Source organism: Ralstonia mannitolilytica, from assembly GCF_000954135.1.
GTDB lineage: Bacteria > Pseudomonadota > Gammaproteobacteria > Burkholderiales > Burkholderiaceae > Ralstonia > Ralstonia mannitolilytica.
This window is the reverse complement of record NZ_CP010799.1, coordinates 711,359-729,463: the sequence shown is the minus strand read 5'-3', so window position 1 is coordinate 729,463 and position 18,105 is coordinate 711,359. Positions and strand designations below refer to the sequence as shown.

General features: G+C 67.1%; 15 protein-coding genes. 5 read left to right on the top strand and 10 right to left on the bottom strand.

Going from position 1 to position 18,105, the window contains the following annotated elements; genetic code table 11:
- Entirely contained in the window at positions 1-1,029 is a 1,029-nt protein-coding gene (locus TK49_RS03505; RefSeq protein WP_045785471.1) for a D-2-hydroxyacid dehydrogenase family protein, read from the bottom strand.
- A 413-nt stretch (positions 1,030-1,442) separates the two neighbouring features.
- On the opposite strand from TK49_RS03505, the gene TK49_RS03500 reads away from it, so the two are divergent.
- Positions 1,443-3,311 carry a phosphoenolpyruvate carboxykinase (GTP) gene (locus TK49_RS03500; protein WP_045785470.1) on the top strand — a complete coding sequence of 623 codons (1,869 nt, stop codon included), beginning with the start codon at positions 1,443-1,445 and terminating at the stop codon, positions 3,309-3,311.
- Positions 3,312-3,716: 405 nt separating this feature from the next.
- Here TK49_RS03500 and TK49_RS03495 read toward each other — a convergent pair whose 3' ends face one another.
- On the bottom strand, positions 3,717-5,012 hold the full coding sequence (locus tag TK49_RS03495; RefSeq protein WP_045218767.1) for an ISL3 family transposase: 1,296 nt from the start codon (positions 5,010-5,012) through the stop codon (positions 3,717-3,719).
- A 595-nt stretch (positions 5,013-5,607) separates the two neighbouring features.
- Between TK49_RS03495 and TK49_RS03490 the strand changes: the two genes are divergently transcribed.
- On the top strand, positions 5,608-6,447 hold the full coding sequence (locus TK49_RS03490; protein WP_045785469.1) for a winged helix-turn-helix domain-containing protein: 840 nt from the start codon (positions 5,608-5,610) through the stop codon (positions 6,445-6,447).
- Between the two features lie 73 nt (positions 6,448-6,520).
- On the opposite strand, the gene otnI is transcribed toward TK49_RS03490, so the two are convergent.
- Genes otnI through TK49_RS03460 form a run of 6 tightly spaced genes read right to left on the bottom strand, consistent with a single transcriptional unit; the run spans position 6,521 to position 12,315 of the window.
- Positions 6,521-7,315, bottom strand: a complete 795-nt coding sequence (otnI, locus tag TK49_RS03485) for a 2-oxo-tetronate isomerase (RefSeq protein ID WP_045785468.1) — start codon at positions 7,313-7,315, stop codon at positions 6,521-6,523.
- A gap of 19 nt (positions 7,316-7,334) precedes the next feature.
- Complete coding sequence (locus TK49_RS03480) at positions 7,335-8,666, bottom strand: MFS transporter (RefSeq protein ID WP_045785467.1); 1,332 nt, start codon at positions 8,664-8,666, stop codon at positions 7,335-7,337.
- A 40-nt stretch (positions 8,667-8,706) separates the two neighbouring features.
- Positions 8,707-9,348 (bottom strand): 3-oxo-tetronate 4-phosphate decarboxylase, encoded by a 642-nt coding sequence (gene otnC / locus TK49_RS03475; protein ID WP_045785466.1) that lies wholly within the window; start codon positions 9,346-9,348, stop codon positions 8,707-8,709.
- Positions 9,345-10,676: a 3-oxo-tetronate kinase gene (gene otnK, locus TK49_RS03470; protein ID WP_045785465.1), complete on the bottom strand. Its 1,332-nt coding sequence runs from the start codon at positions 10,674-10,676 to the stop codon at positions 9,345-9,347. Before otnK ends, otnC begins: the two co-directional genes overlap by 4 nt.
- Positions 10,673-11,584: an L-threonate dehydrogenase gene (ltnD, locus tag TK49_RS03465; RefSeq protein WP_045785464.1), complete on the bottom strand. Its 912-nt coding sequence runs from the start codon at positions 11,582-11,584 to the stop codon at positions 10,673-10,675. The genes otnK and ltnD overlap by 4 nt, the downstream gene beginning before the upstream one ends.
- 14 nt (positions 11,585-11,598) lie before the next feature.
- A complete protein-coding gene (locus tag TK49_RS03460) occupies positions 11,599-12,315 on the bottom strand; it encodes a FadR/GntR family transcriptional regulator (RefSeq protein ID WP_045785463.1) in 717 nt (238 codons plus the stop codon).
- A 138-nt stretch (positions 12,316-12,453) separates the two neighbouring features.
- Here TK49_RS03460 and denD point away from each other — a divergent pair, with 138 nt between their 5' ends.
- Positions 12,454-13,437 (top strand): D-erythronate dehydrogenase, encoded by a 984-nt coding sequence (gene denD, locus TK49_RS03455; RefSeq protein ID WP_045785462.1) that lies wholly within the window; start codon positions 12,454-12,456, stop codon positions 13,435-13,437.
- A 10-nt stretch (positions 13,438-13,447) separates the two neighbouring features.
- On the opposite strand, the gene TK49_RS03450 is transcribed toward denD, so the two are convergent.
- The gene (locus TK49_RS03450) at positions 13,448-14,086 is read right to left on the bottom strand and encodes a response regulator (RefSeq protein WP_096745609.1); all 639 of its coding nucleotides are present in this window, start codon (positions 14,084-14,086) and stop codon (positions 13,448-13,450) included.
- Between the two features lie 8 nt (positions 14,087-14,094).
- Positions 14,095-15,519, bottom strand: coding sequence for a cache domain-containing protein (locus tag TK49_RS03445; RefSeq protein ID WP_045787724.1), 1,425 nt, complete (start codon positions 15,517-15,519; stop codon positions 14,095-14,097).
- 265 nt (positions 15,520-15,784) lie between these two features.
- Here TK49_RS03445 and TK49_RS03440 point away from each other — a divergent pair, with 265 nt between their 5' ends.
- Together TK49_RS03440 and TK49_RS03435 are read left to right on the top strand one after the other, a co-directional pair.
- Complete coding sequence (locus TK49_RS03440; protein WP_045785461.1) at positions 15,785-17,839, top strand: carbon starvation CstA family protein; 2,055 nt, start codon at positions 15,785-15,787, stop codon at positions 17,837-17,839.
- A gap of 8 nt (positions 17,840-17,847) precedes the next feature.
- Positions 17,848-18,042: a YbdD/YjiX family protein gene (locus TK49_RS03435; RefSeq protein WP_045785460.1), complete on the top strand. Its 195-nt coding sequence runs from the start codon at positions 17,848-17,850 to the stop codon at positions 18,040-18,042.
- Positions 18,043-18,105 lie beyond the last annotated feature (63 nt).

Below are 18,105 nucleotides of genomic sequence, written 5' to 3'. Positions count from 1 at the left end.
TTACGCGCGAATCAGCGCAGGCGCCAGCGCCGTTGGGTTGACCACGCTGTCGACATTGCCCTGCAGCACATCGAGGATGTTCTGGAAGGCGACGCGGAAGTACATCTCGTAGCTGTCGCGCTCCACGTAGCCGATGTGCGGCGTGCAGATGCAGTTCTCCATGCGCAGCAGCGTGTGGCCCTGGAGGATGGGCTCCGTCTCGAAGACGTCGATGGCTGCCATGCCGGGGCGGCCTCGGTTCAGCGACGTCACCAGGCCGTTTTCCTCCACCAGCTCGGCGCGGCTCGTGTTGACGAAGAGGGCGGTCGGCTTCATCCGCGTGAGGTCGGCCACCGTGACGATGCCGCGCGTCTCGTCGTTCAGGCGCAGGTGCACGGACAGCACGTCGGACCGCTCGAACAGCGCTTCCTTCGATTCGGCCACGTCAAAGCCATCGGCACGCGCGCGCTCCTGCGAGCCCTCGCGGCCCCACACCAGCACCTTCATTCCGAATGCGCGGCCATAGCCGGCCACGAGCTGGCCGATCTTGCCGTAGCCGAAAATGCCGAGCGTCTGGCCCTTGAGCACGCGGCCGATGCCGAAGTTGGGCGGCATCGTCGTGGATTTCAGCCCCGACTGCTGCCACGCGCCATGCTTCAGGCTCGCCACGTACTGCGGAATGCGGCGCTGCGCGGCCATGACCAGCGCCCACGTCAGCTCGGCCGGCGCCACCGGCGAGCCCTTGCCCTCCAGCACGACGACGCCCTTGTCGGTGCAGGCGTCCAGATCGATATGGCCGCCCGCATCGCGCGACACGCGGCCGGTCTGGCTGATGATCTTGAGCTTGGGCAGGCGATCGAGCAGCTGGCGCGTGACGCGCGTGCGCTCCCGGATCAGCACGATGGCTTCGACATCCGCCACGCGTGCGGCCAGCTGGCCCACACCCTTGACGGTGTTGTTGAACACTTTGACTTCGTGGTCTTGCAGCAGGCTGAAGCAATCCAGCTTGCGAACGGCGTCTTGGTAGTCGTCCAGTACGGCAATCTTCATCGACATCTCACTTCGGACAATGGTGCGCAGCAAAAAACAGCGATCCCTCGCGGTGGTATTCTTCCCATCCCCCGTCGCACGGCAATCCGTGGCGACGTTCGGAAATGCCCGCCGCGGGCACGCAACTTGCGCAGCCACGCTGGTGACGAGTCCTTATTCTTAATGTCCCGCCACTTTAGCGCACGCGGCCCCCGCTGCCCGGAAAAACCCGTATTCCGGCCGCGCACCGCTTTGTAACTGAATGTGAAATCAGCACGGACATCCTCCCTCCGCCTGCGTCGCCGCTCCCCCTGGAAACCGCTGATCCGGCCTGTTCACGATGCGCCGTCGATCGCTTTCCCCCCCGCCGCTGGGCGCGGCCTCCGTGCTGACCTGCCGCCGATTTCTTTTTCACTTCCATTGGAGTTTTGGTCATGAATCAACCCGTGATGCAGGGCGTTCCCGCACTGAACGTGCCCGATTACGTCAAGCACCCGCGCCTGATCGCGTGGGTGGGCGAAATTGCCGCGCTCACCCAGCCCGAGCGCATCGTGTGGTGCGACGGTTCGCAGGAGGAATACGACCGCCTGTGCGCGGAGATGGTCGCCGCGGGCACGATGAAGCGGCTCAACCCGGCCAAGCGCAAGAACTCGTACCTGGCCCTGTCGGATCCGTCGGATGTGGCGCGCGTGGAAGACCGCACCTTCATCTGCTCGGAGAAGAAGGAAGACGCCGGCCCCACCAACAACTGGATCGCCCCGGCCGAGATGCGCCAGACGCTCAACGGCCTGTTTGACGGCTGCATGCGCGGCCGCACGCTGTATGTGGTGCCGTTCTCGATGGGCCCGCTTGGCTCGCCGATCGCGCACATTGGCGTGGAACTGTCGGACAGCCCGTACGTGGCGGTCAACATGCGCATCATGACGCGCATGGGCCGCGCCGTGTACGACGTGCTGGGCACCGACGGCGAGTTCGTGCCGTGCGTGCACACCGTCGGCAAGCCGCTCGCGGCCGGCGAGAAGGATGTGCCGTGGCCGTGCAACCCGACCAAGTACATCGTGCACTTCCCTGAATCGCGCGAAATCTGGTCGTTCGGCTCGGGCTACGGCGGCAACGCGCTGCTCGGCAAGAAGTGCTTCGCGCTGCGCATTGCTTCCACGATGGGCCGCGACCAGGGCTGGCTGGCCGAGCACATGCTGATCCTGGGCGTGACCTCGCCCGAGGGCAGGACGTACCACGTCGCCGCCGCCTTCCCGTCGGCCTGCGGCAAGACCAACTTTGCGATGCTGATTCCGCCGGCCGGCTTCAACGGCTGGAAGGTCACGACCATCGGCGACGACATCGCCTGGATCAAGCCCCGCAAGGACGCGGACGGCCAGACGCGCCTGTACGCCATCAACCCGGAAGCCGGCTACTTTGGCGTGGCCCCCGGCACGAGCGAGAAGACCAACTTCAACGCGATGGCCACGCTCAAGGAAAACGTCATCTTCACCAACGTCGCGCTGACGGACGACGGCGACGTCTGGTGGGAAGGCATGACCGACACGCCGCCCGCGCACCTGATCGACTGGCAGGGCCAGGACTGGACGCCCGAGATCGCCAAGGAGACCGGCCGCAAAGCCGCGCACCCGAACGCGCGCTTCACGGCACCGGCCGCGCAGTGCCCGTCGATCGATCCGGAATGGGACAACCCGGCCGGCGTACCTATTGATGCGTTCATCTTCGGCGGCCGCCGTTCGACCACCGTGCCGCTCGTGACCGAAGCGCGCGACTGGACCGAAGGCGTGTACATGGCCGCGACGATGGGATCGGAAACCACCGCGGCGGCTGCCGGCCAGCAGGGCGTGGTGCGCCGCGACCCGTTCGCCATGCTGCCGTTCTGCGGCTACAACATGGCCGACTACTTTGCGCACTGGCTCAAGCTCGGCGAACAGCTCGCCCAGAGCGGCGCCACGCTGCCGAAGATCTTCTGCGTGAACTGGTTCCGCAAGGACGAAAACGGCAAGTTCGTGTGGCCGGGCTTCGGCGAGAACATGCGCGTGCTGAAGTGGATGATCGACCGCATCGAGGGTCAGGTGCAGGGCGAGGAGCACGTTTTCGGCGTGTCGCCGCGTTACGAAGAGCTGCGCTGGGACGGTTTGGACTTCACGGCCGAGCAGTTCGCGAAGGTGATCTCGCTGGACGCCGCTGCATGGAAGGAGGAGCTGGCGCTGCACGAGGAGCTGTTTGCGCAACTGGCGCACGGACTGCCCCAGGCCCTGCCCGCCGCCAAGAGCCGCCTGGAGGACCGCCTCGAAGGCTGATCCAGCCTCATCGGCATGAAGAAGCCCGCCTCGCGCGGGCTTTTTATTTTTGGGCTCGGGCGACCATCATTGCCCAAACAACGGGCAGTAATCCAAAAGATTTAAATCGCCTGAATTACCCCTCACCGCAAAACGGGCCAATTGATTTTTCTGAAAACAGAAGCGGATTGTAAAAAATACCGCCCGGCACATGAGACCGAGCATTATGCCAGGCTCAGCATAATAGGCGCGTGTTTATGCGGGAACCGGATCACGCACCGCCAAGATCGTTGCCTGGCATAGCTTTGTGAAGAACCGATGTCAACCATTCCGCTGCGCGGCGGCGTGCCGGAACGAATTTCCGAATTTTAAAATTCCCGCGTGACGAATGCGGCTCCATGTCGTTTCGTGTGGAAAGCAACACTGTCACTGGGGCATCGCCGGCGCGAACGGGCTGGCCGGCAGGTGCTTGAGCTTGGACATGCGCAGGTAGGCGATGGCGATGAAGTTCTGGCTCGTCCTGAAGCCGCGCGCGGCGCGCTTGGCCTGCTGCAGCAGCCCGTTCATCGCCTCGACGAAGGCGTTGCTGCGGTGATCGACCATGCCGCGCACCACCGCGTCGAACCGCTCCTTGAGCGTGGCGGCCAGCTTCTTGAACGGCTCGAGCCGACAGCGCCGCGCCCAGCTCAGCCAGGCCCTGAGGTCGGATGCGGCCTGTTCGATGCTGTTGTGCGCTGTGGCCCGCGCGTACACCTCGCGCAGCGCCATCTTCAGCCGCCACGCCCGCGCGCTTTTGAGCGTCGAGCGCTGCAGCCAGTGCATCGCCTGGATCTGGCGGGCGCTCCAGCTGCTGGGGTTGCGCCGCATGCCCCACAGCAGCTGCCTGAGCGTCTTACGCTGGCCAGTGCCCAGCGCGGCTCGCACCGCCTGCGCGTCGGTGGCCATCTCCGCGCGGCGCACCTGGTCCATCGCCTCGATGGCCATCGAGACGACGTGAAAGCGGTCGTAGCTGATCTGCGCCTCGGGCAGCGCCAGCGCCACGCCCTTGGCGTAGGCCGCGCTCATGTCCATGCACACGTGCCGCACCTGGGCGGGATCGCCGCCATGGGCCTTCAGATCCTCGGCGAACTCCACCACCGTGCGGTGCTCGCGCCCCTCGGTGGCGAACAGCAGCCGCTTGCGATCCAGGTCGTGCACGACGGTGATGTAGTGCTGCCCGCGCCGCAGGCTGGTCTCGTCGATGCCCACCGTGCGCACGCCGGAGAAGTCTTCCAGCGCACGCGCCTGCTCGACGTAGAACTCGATGCGCCGCCACAGCCGCTTGTCCTTGCAGCGCAGCAACTCGGCGGCCTGGCGCACCGGCAGGTCCAGGCACAAGGTCAGCGCCAGCGCTTCGAACGCCGCGGTGAAGCCCGAGCCCGGACGCGCCCAGGGCACGGCCACCTGCGTGGTCTTGCCGCAGGCACCGCAGGCCACGCGCGGCACGTCGCAGTGCAGCCAGGCCTCGAACTGGAAGAAGTCCAGGTGCCGCCAGGATCGGCGCAGCCGGTCGTGCACCGGTTGCGTGGCCGCACCGCATGCCGGGCAGGCGATCCTGCTGGTGTGGCAGCCGATCTCGAAGTCGATACGCCGCTTGGCGGTGTCGAGCCTGACGTCATCGACGACCCACGGCGGCTGCAAGCCCAGCGCGCTGGTGAACAGAGCTTCTACGGCAATGCCCATGGACTCATCCTCCTGCTCAAACCCGCCCGGTGGACATGTGCACAGGCCGACCAGCGGCCTGCACACATGCCCACCGGGCTCGACGACCAGGAGTCATTGTGAGTGTTGTGTTCCACACGAAATGACGAAGGACCACGAAGCCGACGGGATTCTTATAATCCGGCAAAACAGAATCGCTTCTCGCTGAGCCCGATAGGCGATTCATGACAACGAGGAAACGGGAAAGGCGGACAAGCCTAATTGCCAAACGAGGGTGGGGTTCCCATCCTCCCGGCGCTCGGGGGGGCGCCGGTCCAGGTTGCACGCAAACGGCCACAGACAGTGCAAACGATTGCACGTCTGACGGGCGAAGGCGGGCCGCCGAAGGTTTGCACACCTTGCCCATGACCACCCTGGAACCACCCAGGAGGCTCCGCTGGCGATCGTCGACGGGAACGCAGCACGACGATTCGGCAACAGCGTCCGCAAGAACGACATGCGAGCACAGGCGCAAGGCCCGCATGGCACTCATAACAACGCGCACCGCAGACAGCAGAGCGCGGCCGCAAGGCCGCTCGCCGGAATGTGTCGGCTGGTTAGACGGGAGGTAATACACGTGGGTATTCAGATCATGCTGGTCGAACAGGACCAGGCAGAGGGGGACCGTTTGTCGTTTTCCCTGCGCGACGGTGGACACGAGGTTGTGCGGGTCAGCCACCCCGCACAGGCTCAGGGGGCCATCCAGCAGACGGCGCCGGAGTTGCTGCTGATGGAGTGGACGTGGCCGGAGCGCGAATCGATCGACATGCTGCTGGCGTTGCGCGCGAACACGCAGACGCGCGGGCTGCCGGTCATCGTGCTGTCACGCCATGGCGATGCGCGCGCCAAGATCGCCGCGCTCGATGCCGGCGCCGACGACTACGTCGTCAAGCCGTGCGATACCGGTGAGTTGCATGCCCGCATCCGCGCGGTCGTACGCCGCCGCGCACCGCAACAACACGGCGACGACGTCCTGCAGGTCAACGGCCTGCGTCTGGATCCGCTCACGCTCGGCGTGACCGCGCAGACCGACACCGGCCCGCGCGCCATCCCGCTCAGCCCGCTGGAATTCCGCCTGCTGCACTTCCTGGTAGCGCATCCGCAGCGCGTGCATTCGCGCACGCAACTGCTGGATCGCGTATGGGGCAACCACGTGTTCGTGGGCGAGCGCACGGTTGACGTGCACGTCCGCAAGCTGCGCGTCGCGCTGGCGGGCACGGCCTGCGACGGCCTGATCCAGACGGTGCGCGGCGGTGGCTATCGCCTCGTGGTGGGTGCCGGCGGCGCGAGCGCTGCACACGCAGCCGACACGATCGGCATGCAGCTCGAGGCCGCGACGCGCAAGGCCGGCCCGGTGGTCGAAAGCCCGTTCGCGCGGGCCCCGATCCGCCCTGCAGCGGTGCGAATGTCGGCCTGACGACGAAGCCCCAACGAAAAAACGGCCGGACTGCCCACGCAGTGCCGGCCGTTTCGCTTCAGCGCAACGCACATCAGCGCTGGCTCTCGCGCCAACGCTTGAGCCACCCGAGCCCCTCGGTGGTGCCAGCGCGCGGACGGTATTCACAGCCGACCCAGCCGTCATAGCCCAGCGCATCCATCAATGCAAACAGGTGCGGATAGTTGAGTTCGCCCTCGTCCGGCTCATGGCGATCGGGCACGCCTGCAATCTGCACGTGGCCGACAGCGCCTGCGCCCACGTACTGCTTGAGCTTGACCGACAGATCGCCCTCCATGATCTGCGCGTGGTACAGGTCGAACTGCACCTTCACATTCGGTGCGCCGACCTCCTTGCAGACGGCGTGCGCCTGCGCCTGGTGCGTGAGGAAGAAGCCCGGCATGTCGCGCGTGTTGATGGGTTCCAGCACGATGGTGATACCCGCCCCCGCCGCCTCGCGCGCGGCATGGGCGACGTTGCTGACGTAGGTCGCGTGATGACGTGCGCGGTCGGCATCGGCAGGCAGCAGGCCGGCCATCACATGCACGCGCGTGTTGCCGAGCACCTGCGCATATTCCAGCGCCGTCGCAATGCCGCGCCGGAATTCCTCTTCGCGTCCGGGCAGTGACGCGATGCCGCGCTCGCCGGCCGCCCAGTCGCCCGGCGGGGCGTTGAACAGCGCCTGCCTGAGGCCCGCGTCATCAAGGCGGGCGCGGATCTCGGCCTTGTCGAAGTCGTAGGGGAAGAGAAACTCCACGCCCTCGAAGCCGTCCTTTGCCGCGGCGGCAAAGCGGTCGAGGAACGCGTGCTCCTGATACATCATGGAGAGGTTGGCGGCAAAGCGGGGCATGGGAAATCCTGGAAGCGAGTTACTTGTTGACCAACCTGGCCGGCGTGCACAGCACGGCGATGCAGCCGAGCACCAGCACACCCGCCAGCGCGTACATGCCCGCTGCGGTGCTGCCGGTCATGTCCTTGAGCGCGCCAATCATATAGGGGCTCACGAAGCCGGCAAGGTTGCCCACCGAATTGATGGCCGCGATGCCGGCGGCGGCGGCCGTGCCCTGCAGGAAGGCGGTCGGCAGCGACCAGAACAGCGGCGCGCACGTCAGCACGCCCGCCGCAGCCAGCGACAGGAAGACGATCGACAGCGCCACGTTGTTGCCCGCCGTGGCCACCACCGCAAAGCCGACCACGCCCATCATCGCCGGCACGACGAGGTGCCAGCGGCGCTCGCGGCGTGCATCCGCGCTGCGGCCGATGAGCACCATGGCAATCGCGGCGCACACGTACGGGATGGCGGACAGCACGCCGACCATGAAGGTGTCCTTCACGCCGGCGTTCTTCACCAGCGACGGCATCCAGAACGTGAGCCCGTACTGGCCCATCACGAAGGCGAAGTAGATCAGGCTCATGCCCCACACGCGCGGGTCGGAGAACACCTTGCCGATGCCGGGGTGCACCACCTTGCCATGGTTGTCGGCAGCGATGTTGGCTTCGAGGATCTGCTTGTCTTCCTCGCTCAGCCACCTGGCCTTGCGGATGCTGTCGTCAAACTTCCACAGCACGAGCAGGCCGACCAGCACAGCTGGAATGGCCTCGATCACGAACATCCACTGCCAGCCCTGCCAGCCGCCGCCCACGCCTGTCCCGTGGAACGCGCTCATGATCCAGCCCGAGAGCGGGTTGCCGAAGATGCCCGAGATCGGGATCGCCGCCATGAACATCGCCACGATGCGTGCGCGCCGGTGCGACGGGTACCAGTACGTGAGGTACAGGATGATGCCGGGGTAGAAGCCCGCCTCGGCCAGGCCCAGCAGGAAGCGCATCACGTAGAACTGCGTGGGCGTCTGCACGAACGCGAATGCACCCGAGATGAGGCCCCACGTGATCATGATGCGCGCAATCCACACGCGCGCGCCGATCCTGTGCAGCAGCAGGTTGCTCGGCACCTCGAAGAGAAAGTAGCCGATGAAGAAGATGCCGGCACCCAGCCCATATACCGTCTCTGAAAAATTCAGCGCCTGCGACATCTGCAGCTTGGCGAAGCCGACGTTCACGCGGTCGAGATAGGCGACCACGTAGCACAGCATGATGAGCGGGACGATGCGGCGCGACACGCGTGCGTACACGCTGTCTTCCTTTGAAACGGCGTGCGACGCGGGGTGCGCAGACCCGGCCGCCGTGGCGGTGGTGTTCATGTGGTCTCCAATCTAGGTTTTATATGGGGCCGTGGTGGGGTTACCAGCGGGCCCCGAACGTCTGGCGCAGTTCGTCGATCTGCGCATCGGACAGCGGCGCGGGCTTGGGCTCCGTCATCAGCCAAAGCCTGGCGGTTTCTTCCAGTTCTTCCAGCGCGTAGGCGGCGTTCGATGCCGAGCTGTGCCATACCACGGGGCCGAGCCGATCGAGCAGCACCGCGCGCACGTCGTTGGCCAGCGCCGCAATCTGCGCGGCCACATCCGGGTGCCCGGGACGTTGGTATGGGATGAGCGGCACATGGCCGACCTTCATCACGTAGTACGGCGTGATGGGCGGCAGCACGTCGCTCGGGCGCCAGACGCCGGCCAGCGTGAGCGCCACCAGATGCGTCGAATGCGTATGCACGACGGCATGCGCGTCGGCATTGCGGTCATAGATGCCGCGATGCAGCGCGAGCGTCTTCGATGGCTTGTCACCGCTCATCCATTCGCCGGCCGTGCTGACCTTGGCGATGCGCGCGGGATCGAGCGTGCCGAGGCACGCATCGGTCGGCGTGATCAGCCAGCCGTCGGGCAGGCGTGCACTGATGTTGCCCGCGGTGCCGACCGTGTAACCGCGCGCGTACAGGCTCTGGCCCACGCGCGCGATCTCTTCGCGCAAGGCGTTCTCCGCGGCGCTCACGCTGCGACCTCCTCGGTGGCCCGTGCGAACTGCACGAGCGCCTTCTCGAAGAAATCGACCGAACCGAAGTTGCCCGACTTGAGCGCCAGCGCGACCGGGTCATCGCCGATGGTCGCCGTCCAGGGCACGCCCGGATCGATCTGCGGGCCGATGCGCAGCGCCCGCACGTCGAGCGCCTGCACGACCGCGCCCGAAGTCTCGCCGCCGGCGATCACGAAACGGCGAACGCCGTCGGCATGGACGGTGCGCGCGATGCGTCCAAGCGCCTCTTCGACGAGCTTGCCGGCGCGCTCCACGCCAAGCGCCTTCTGCACCTGCGCCACCTGCTCCGGCGCGCTCGTGGCGTAGATCAGGACCGGCTGGCCGGCATGGCGTTGCACGAAATCGAGCGCATCCACCACCACCGGCTGCCCTTCGGCCAGCGCCAGCGGATCAATCTGGAACGCCGGGCGCGACACACGCCAGTGCGCCACCTGCGCGTTCGTCGCGCGCGAGCAGCTGCCCGAGAGCACGATGGCCGATTCCGCCACGGCGGGCAATTGCGCAGCGTTGCCATGCTCGGTGATGAGCCCCGCGCGGCGATATTGCGCCGGCAGGCCCAGCGCCAGACCCGAGCCCCCCGTGAGCAGCGGCAGATCGGCAAAGGCCTCGCCGAGCACGATCAGGTCGTCGTTGGAGATCGCATCCGCAATCGCCAGCTTCACGCCGTCGGCGCGCAGCCGCTGAGCCTGGTCGCGCGCGGCCTGCGCGCCGCGCATGACCGCGTCGTAGCGCAGCAGGCCGACCTTGCCCTGGCTCTGGCGCGCGAGCACCGGCACGAGGTTCGGATCGCGCATCGGCGTGAGCGGGTGGTGCTCCATGCCCGACGCATTGAGCAGCACGTCGCCCACGAACAGGTGGCCACGGAAGATCGTGCGGCCGTTTTCGGGGAATGCCGGACAGGCCAGCGTGAAGTCGGTGCCAAGCGCCGTCATCAGGGCCTCGGCCACGGGGCCGATGTTGCCGTCGTCGGTCGAGTCGAACGTCGAGCAGTACTTGAAGAAGAAGCGCGAGCAGCCTTGCGCCTGCAGCCAGCGCAGCGCTGCCAGCGACTGCTGCACGGCATCGGCCGCCGGAATCGTGCGCGACTTCAGCGCCACGACGATGGCATCGGCATCCGCAGCGATGTCCGCATCGCCGGCGTGCCCTTCTTGCGGAATCCCGATGGTCTGCACGGTGCGCATGCCCGCACGCACGAGCATGTTGGCGAGGTCGGTGGCGCCGGTGAAGTCATCGGCGATGCAGCCCAGCACGGGGCGGGAAGCGGGGCGGGACGTCGTGGTGCTCATTTCGACTTCGCCTCCGGCAGCGTGATGCCAGGGAAGATCTTGATGACGGCCGAATCGTCTTCCTTCGCATAACCGGCCGTCGATGCCTGCATGAACATCTGGTGCGCGGTGGCCGCCAGCGGCAGCGGAAACTTGGTCGCACGCGCGGTGTCGAGCACGAGGCCCAGGTCTTTCACGAAGATGTCGACGGCGGACAGCGGCGTGTAGTCTCCGGCCAGCACGTGGGCCATGCGGTTTTCGAACATCCAGCTGTTGCCGGCGCTGTTGGTGATGACTTCGTACAGCGCGTCGGCCGCCACGCCTTCGCGCAGGCCGAGGGCCATGGCTTCTGCCGCAGCGGCGATGTGCACGCCGGCCAGCAACTGGTTGATGATCTTGACCTTGCTGCCGGCGCCGGCCTTGTCACCCAGGCGATAGACCTTCCCGGCCATCGCGTCGAGCACGCCGCCCGCAGCGGCATACGCCTGCGGCGTGGCGGACGTCATCATCGTCATCTGGCCCGACGCCGCCTTGGCCGCGCCGCCCGAGATGGGGCCGTCCACGTACAGGATGCCCTGCTGCGCCAGGCGTGCCTCCAGCGCGATCGACCAGTTCGGGTCCACGGTCGAGCACATCACGAAGGTGCTGCCCGGCTTCATGGCTGCGGCCGCGCCGTTCTCGCCAAACAGGACCGACTCTGTCTGCGCGGCGTTGACGACCACCGAGACGATCACGTCGGCGTGGCCAGCCACCTCGGCCGGTGTCGCGCACGCAATGCCGCCCTCCCTGGCGAACTCGGCGGCAGCGCCGGGGCGCACGTCGCACGCGGCGACGGTGTAACCGTTGTGGCGCAGGGTCTTGGCAATGCCAAGGCCCATGGCGCCCAGGCCAATGACGCCGACCTTCCGGTCAGCCGTGGTTTGCGTCATGAAACACTCCTGGATCAGTCTTGCGCAGCGTCCCCGCCCTCGGCCAGGCGACGTGCGGCATTGAACATGTGGGTCTGCGCGGCATTGCGCGCGGCGAGCGCGTCGCGGTGTCGGACCGCCTCGACCACCGCGCGGTGCTCGTCGCGCACCTGGCGGGCGAAGTCTTCGCGGCGCGCTTCGTTGCTGCGCGTCACGCCAATCGCCTCTTCCAGGTACTGGCTGAAGAAGCCCAGTGCCTGCACGAGGAACGGGTTGCCGCTGGCGGCCGCAATGGCGCGGTGAAAGCGCAGATCCTCGGCCACGCCGTCACCGCCCGCAGCGACGGCTGCGTCGATGCCATCGAGTGCGGCGTCGATCTCGACCATCTGCGCGTCGGTGCGGCGCTGGGCGGCCAGGGCAGCACCTTCGGCCTCCAGCGCGCGGCGCAGTTCGATGATGTGCAGCACGGCGTCCATCGACCCGGCCTGCGCGGCATCGATGCGCAACGGCTTCAAGCCCGCCTGCTGCGTGACGTACACGCCGCTGCCCTGGCGCGCCTCGACCACGCCCTCGTGGCGCAGGCGCGAGATGGCCTCGCGGATGACGGTGCGGCTCACGCCGAATTCCTGGCCCAGCACGGTTTCAGACGGCATGCGTTCGCCGCGGCGCAGCTCGCCGGCGTCGATCTTGTCCATCAAGGCTTGGGCCACGCGGTCGGACAGGGAAGGCGCGGCATCGAGGCGTTCAAACATGGTGGCGGCTTGGCAAGCGTAAATTCGTCGTGTCATCATACAAGTTGAGTGGCAGAGCATCATCCACGTTTACCCCTAGGCTTTCATCAGATCCCGTCAGGCGGCCCGCGCGGCCGACACCGGCGGCAAGGAGACACCATGAACATCGTCATCACCGGCGGCGCCGGCTTTCTGGGCCAGCGCATGCTGGCCGCACTGCTCCAGCAACCCGGCCTGCCCGGCCCGGACGGCACCGCTGAGCCGGTCGAGGCGTTCATCGTGCTGGATCAGGTGCCCGGCCAGATTGCCGACCCGCGCGTGCGCTATGTGACGGGGGATGCCTCGGACCCGACACTGATCGCCCGGACGATCGACGAACACGTCGGCGGCGTGTTCCACCTCGCCGCCGTGGTGAGCGGCACGGCGGAAGCGGATTTCGATCTCGGCATGCGCGTGAACCTCGACGGCACGCGCGCACTGCTGGACGCACTGCGCGCGCAGCAGGCCAGGACGGGCCGCGCATCGCGCGTGCTGTTTGCGAGCTCGGTGGCGGTGTTCGGCGGCCCATTGCCGGCGGTCGTGACCGACGACACGGCGCCCACGCCGCAGGCGTCGTACGGCGTGCAGAAGCTGATGGGCGAGCTCCTGGTGGGCGAGTATTCGCGCAAGGGCTACATCGACGGCCGCGCGGTGCGCATCCCGACCGTGTCGGTGCGCCCCGGCAAGCCGAATGGCGCCGCGTCGAGCTTTGCCAGCGGCATCATCCGCGAGCCGCTGGCGGGCGAGGAGGCCAACTGCCCGGTGGAAGCCGAAACCGAGCTGTGGCTGGCCTCGCCGCGCCAGGTGGTGGCGTCGCTGCTGCATGCGTACAGCCTGCCGGCGTCGGCGTGGGGCAACCGCCGTGCGCTGAACCTGCCGGGCATCACGGTGCGCGTGGGGGACATGGTGCAAGCGCTGCGCAAGGTGGCGGGCGAGGCGCCGGTCAGCCGCATCCGCTGGGAGCCGGACGCGCGCATCAAGGCCATCGTGCAAAGCTGGCCGGCGCGCTTCGATACCGCCCGCGCCGATGCGATGGGCTTTGGCCGCGACACCTCGTTCGAGGCGATGGTGCGCGACTACGTGGAAAGCCTGGACGCGCGCTGAAGGCCGGCGCCTAGCGGCCTTTGGCCAGCTCCACCGCAAACTTCACGAGTTCCGCCTGCCCCTCGATGCCCAGCTTGCGCTTTAGGTTCAGGCGATGCGACTCCACCGTCCGCACGGACAAGCCGAGTTCATCGGCGATGCGCTTGTTGGCATAGCCCTTGGCGATGCCGTCGAGAATGTCGCGCTCGCGCGGCGTGAGCGCCTCGACCGGCGTGGGCGTGACGGCCTGCTGGGCCATGCGCATCGCCAGCTGCGCGCTGTAGAACGGCCGGCCGGCCAGCACGGCGTCGATGGCCTCGACGAGTTCGCTGGCGGGCGCGTCCTTCAACACATAGCCTCGCGCGCCGGCGCGGATGACCTGCCGCACATATTCGAGGTTGTCGTGCATGGACAGCACCAGCACCGCGATCTCCGGAAACTCCTCGGCAAACTTTTCGGTGAGCGCGATGCCGTTCATGCCGCGCATGCCGATGTCCATCAGCGCGAGGTCCGGGGCGAGCGTGCGCGCGGCCTGCAGCGCCGCTTCGGCGTCGCCGGCTTCGCCCACGACTTCAAAATGCGGCACGGCCTCGAGCCGTACGCGCACGCCGTCGCGCACAAGCGGGTGATCATCGACGAGGAGCAGTTTGACGGGCGCGGGTGTGCTCATATTCAGACTCATACGGATGCGGAGCGTGCCGCAGAAGCGAGTTGCGCGATGACGGCGTGCGGCAGGACGGCGCACACCTCGGTGCCGTGCGCATCCGAGGCGATGGTACAGCTGCCGCCCAGCGCTGCCATGCGTTCGCGCATGTTGCGCAGGCCGATGCCGTGCTGCGGGTCGACCTGGACGGACTCGACGTCGAACCCGGGGCCGTTGTCGCGGATGGACAGCCGCACGGCGTCGACGTCGTTCTCGAGCAGCACGCCGATGCGCGTGGCCTGCGTGGCATGGCGCTCGATGTTGGAGATGGCCTCCTGCGCGATGCGGAACAGCGCGGTGTTGCACGCGTCCGGCAAGTGCACGGTCGGGCCGACAAGCTCCAGCGCAATGGCCAGCTCGGGCTGCCGGCCTTCGTGGGCCTCGCGCGTTTCGCGCACCAGCAGTTCGAGCGCGGGCGCCAGGCCGAGATCATCGAGCAGCGCCGGGCGCAGGTTGTGCGACACACGCCGCACTTCGCCCAGCGCGCCGTTGAGCCGATCCAGCGCACGCCGCAGCATGCCGGCCGCCCGCTCGATCGACGCGGGCGCCACGGCCGCCGTTTCGAGATGCCCGTGCGCCGTCTCCAGCAGCAGCTTGGTCGACACCAGCACCTGGCTGATGCCGTCGTGCAGCTCGCGCGACACGCGTGCACGCTCGTCTTCCTGCGATGTCACGACCTGCTGCGCGAGCTGCCGCAGCTTGGCGTCGGCCTCGCGGTGATCGCTCACGTTCAGCGCCAGGCCGCTGCCGGCCACCAGCAGGATGCTGATCGCCGCAATGCCGACCACCCAGGCCAGCGTCTGGTCAATATTGGCCTGGGCGCGCCGGTCGATCTCGCGCAGCGTCTGCTCCACGTCATCGAGGTACAGGCCGGTCCCGAGCATCCAGCCCCACTGCGGGATCGGCTCGACGTAACCGAGCTTGGGCACGCTCTGGTGCGTCGACGGCTTGTCCCACATGTAGCGCACGAACCCCCCACCGGCCTGCGCGGCGGCCACGAGTTTCTGGATGGTGGGCTCGCCGCCGGCGTCGGTCAGGTCCCACAGGTCGCGGCCGACGAGCTCTGGCTGGCGCGGGTGCATGAGGTTGCGTCCGCGCAGGTCGTAGAGGAAGAAATAGCCGTCGGTGCCGAAATCGAGGCGGGCGAGGGTGCGCATGGCCTCGTCGCGCGTGGCCTCATCGTTGCGGCCGGACGCGAGCAAGGGGGCGATGGCGCTCTGCGCAAGCTTCACGTAAGAGCGCAGCTCGGTCTCCTTGGCCTGCAGGTACGCCGATTCGACAAGCTGCCGTTCATGCCGCGCCAGCGCGATCGACTGGTGACGCACGGTCAGCATGATCGCCAGCATGGCGATGGTCAGCGGCGCGACGGCAAGCAGCAGGATTTTCTGGCGGAGCTTCATGGCGGAACGCGGCGTCTTGCGCTGCAGCATCGCAAGGTGGCGCGCAGTCTCGATGGAAAGTCGACGCCGATTGCGTAGAACTACGGAAGCGTGCTGCGTAGTCCTCCGCTTGTGGGGGCGTCCAGGCTGGCAAATACTACACGCCCTTGCCGTCCGGCCACCCGGGCGGCATGCAAACCCTGCACGGGGCAGGGCCAACCGCAGGGATGAACCCACATCCCGCATCGCAATCCAGCAACTTCGACCAAGGTTCGAGGAGACCGACATGAGCTTCGTCAGGCAACACCTGATCTGGCTGGTCGTCGCCATTCTTGGCGCGTTTGCCTTTGCCACCGTTGCGCTTGCGCGCGGCGAGGCAGTCAGCGCGCTCTGGGTGGTGGTGGCCGCCGTATGCATCTACCTGATCGCATACCGTTACTACAGCCGCTTCATCGCCGACCGCGTGCTCGGCCTGGACGGCACCCGCAAGACGCCCGCCTGGCGTTACAACGACGGCCTCGACTACGTCCCGACCAACAAGCACGTGCTGTTCGGTCATCACTTCGCGGCCATTGCCGGTGCCGGCCCGCTGGTCGGCCCCGTGCTCGCCGCGCAGATGGGCTACCTGCCCGGCATGCTGTGGATCCTGGCCGGCGTGGTCTTTGCCGGTGCGGTGCAGGATTTCATCGTGCTGTTCATCTCCACCCGCCGCGACGGCCGCTCGCTGGGCGATCTGGTCAAGAGCGAGATGGGCACGGTGCCCGGCGTGATCGCGCTGTTCGGCGCGTTCCTCATCATGATCATCATCCTGGCCGTGCTGGCGCTGATCGTGGTGAAGGCGCTGGTCGGTTCGCCGTGGGGCACGTTCACGGTGGCCGCGACGATTCCCATCGCGCTGTTCATGGGCGTGTATGTGCGCTACATCCGCCCGGGCCGCATCGGCGAGATCTCCATCATCGGCTTCGTGCTGCTGATGCTCGCCATCATCGGGGGCCAGGCCGTGCACGAGAACGCCGCGCTGGCGCCGCTCTTCACGTTCGACGGCAAGGCGCTCACGTGGATGCTCATCGGCTACGGCTTTGTCGCGTCGGTGCTGCCGGTGTGGCTGCTGCTGGCCCCGCGCGATTACCTGTCGACGTTCCTGAAGATCGGCACGATCGTGGCGCTCGCCATCGGCATCCTGATCGTGGCACCGCAGATGCAGATGCCCTCGCTCACACAGTTTGCCCAGGGCAACGGCCCGGTGTGGTCGGGCAACCTGTTCCCGTTCCTGTTCATCACGATCGCGTGCGGCGCCGTGTCGGGCTTCCACTCGCTCATCTCGTCGGGCACCACGCCGAAGCTGCTCGAGAACGAAACGCAGGCGCGCTTCATCGGCTACGGCGCTATGCTGATGGAATCGTTCGTCGCCATCATGGCGCTGGTGGCCGCATCGGTCATCAACCCCGGCGTGTACTTCGCGATGAACAGCCCCGCTGCGCTGGTGGGCAGCACGCCGGAAGCCGTGGCGCAGACGCTGTCCACGTGGGGTTTCGTCATCACGCCGGATGTGCTGCTGCAGACCGCCAAGGACGTCGGTGAGAACACCATCCTCGCGCGCGCGGGCGGCGCACCGACGCTGGCCGTCGGCATGGCCCACATCCTGCACCAGGTCGTGGGCGGCCAGGCCATGATGGCGTTCTGGTACCACTTCGCGATCCTGTTCGAGGCGCTGTTCATCCTGACCGCCGTGGACGCGGGCACGCGCGCAGGCCGCTTCATGCTGCAGGATCTGCTGGGTACGTTTGTGCCGGCGCTCAAGCGCACCGATTCGCTCGTCGCCAACCTCATTGCCACGGCCGCGACGGTCGCGCTGTGGGGCTACTTCCTGTACCAGGGCGTGGTCGATCCGCTGGGCGGCATCAATACGCTGTGGCCGCTGTTCGGCATCTCCAACCAGATGCTGGCCGCGATTGCGCTGACACTGGGCACCTGCGTGCTCGTCAAGATGAAGCGCGACCGTTACGTGTGGGTGACGCTGCTGCCGACCGCCTGGCTGCTGATCTGCACGCTCACGGCCGGCTGGCAGAAGCTGTTTGATCCGGACCCGAAGATCGGCTTCCTGGCCCACGCCAACAAGTACGCGGGCGCAATCGCCGAGGGCAAGCTGCTGGCGCCGGCCAAGTCGGTCGCGCAGATGCAGCAGATCGTGCTGAACGACCGCATCGATGCGTTCCTGTGCGGCCTGTTCGTGCTGGTGGTGGTGAGCATTGCCTGGTATGGCGTGAAGACGGTGCTCAAGGCGCGCGCCTCCAGCCGCCCGACCGCCAACGAGACGCCGTACGAAGCCCTGGGCGCCTGAGTACGGCCATGCGCGAAGAACTCGAGAACTTCGGCCGCTACCTGGGCCAGACGCTGCGCCTGATGGTCGGCGTGCCGGACTACGACACCTACGTGCGCCACATGCAGGAGACCCATCCAGGGCAGCCCGTCATGACGTACGAAGCGTTCTTCCGCGAGCGCCAGGATGCACGCTACAAGGGCCGCGTCGGGCGCTGCTGCTAAAACGGCGCCCGCGCACTGCCCAAAAACAAACCGCCGGTGCATGCAGCCATGCCCGGCGGTTTT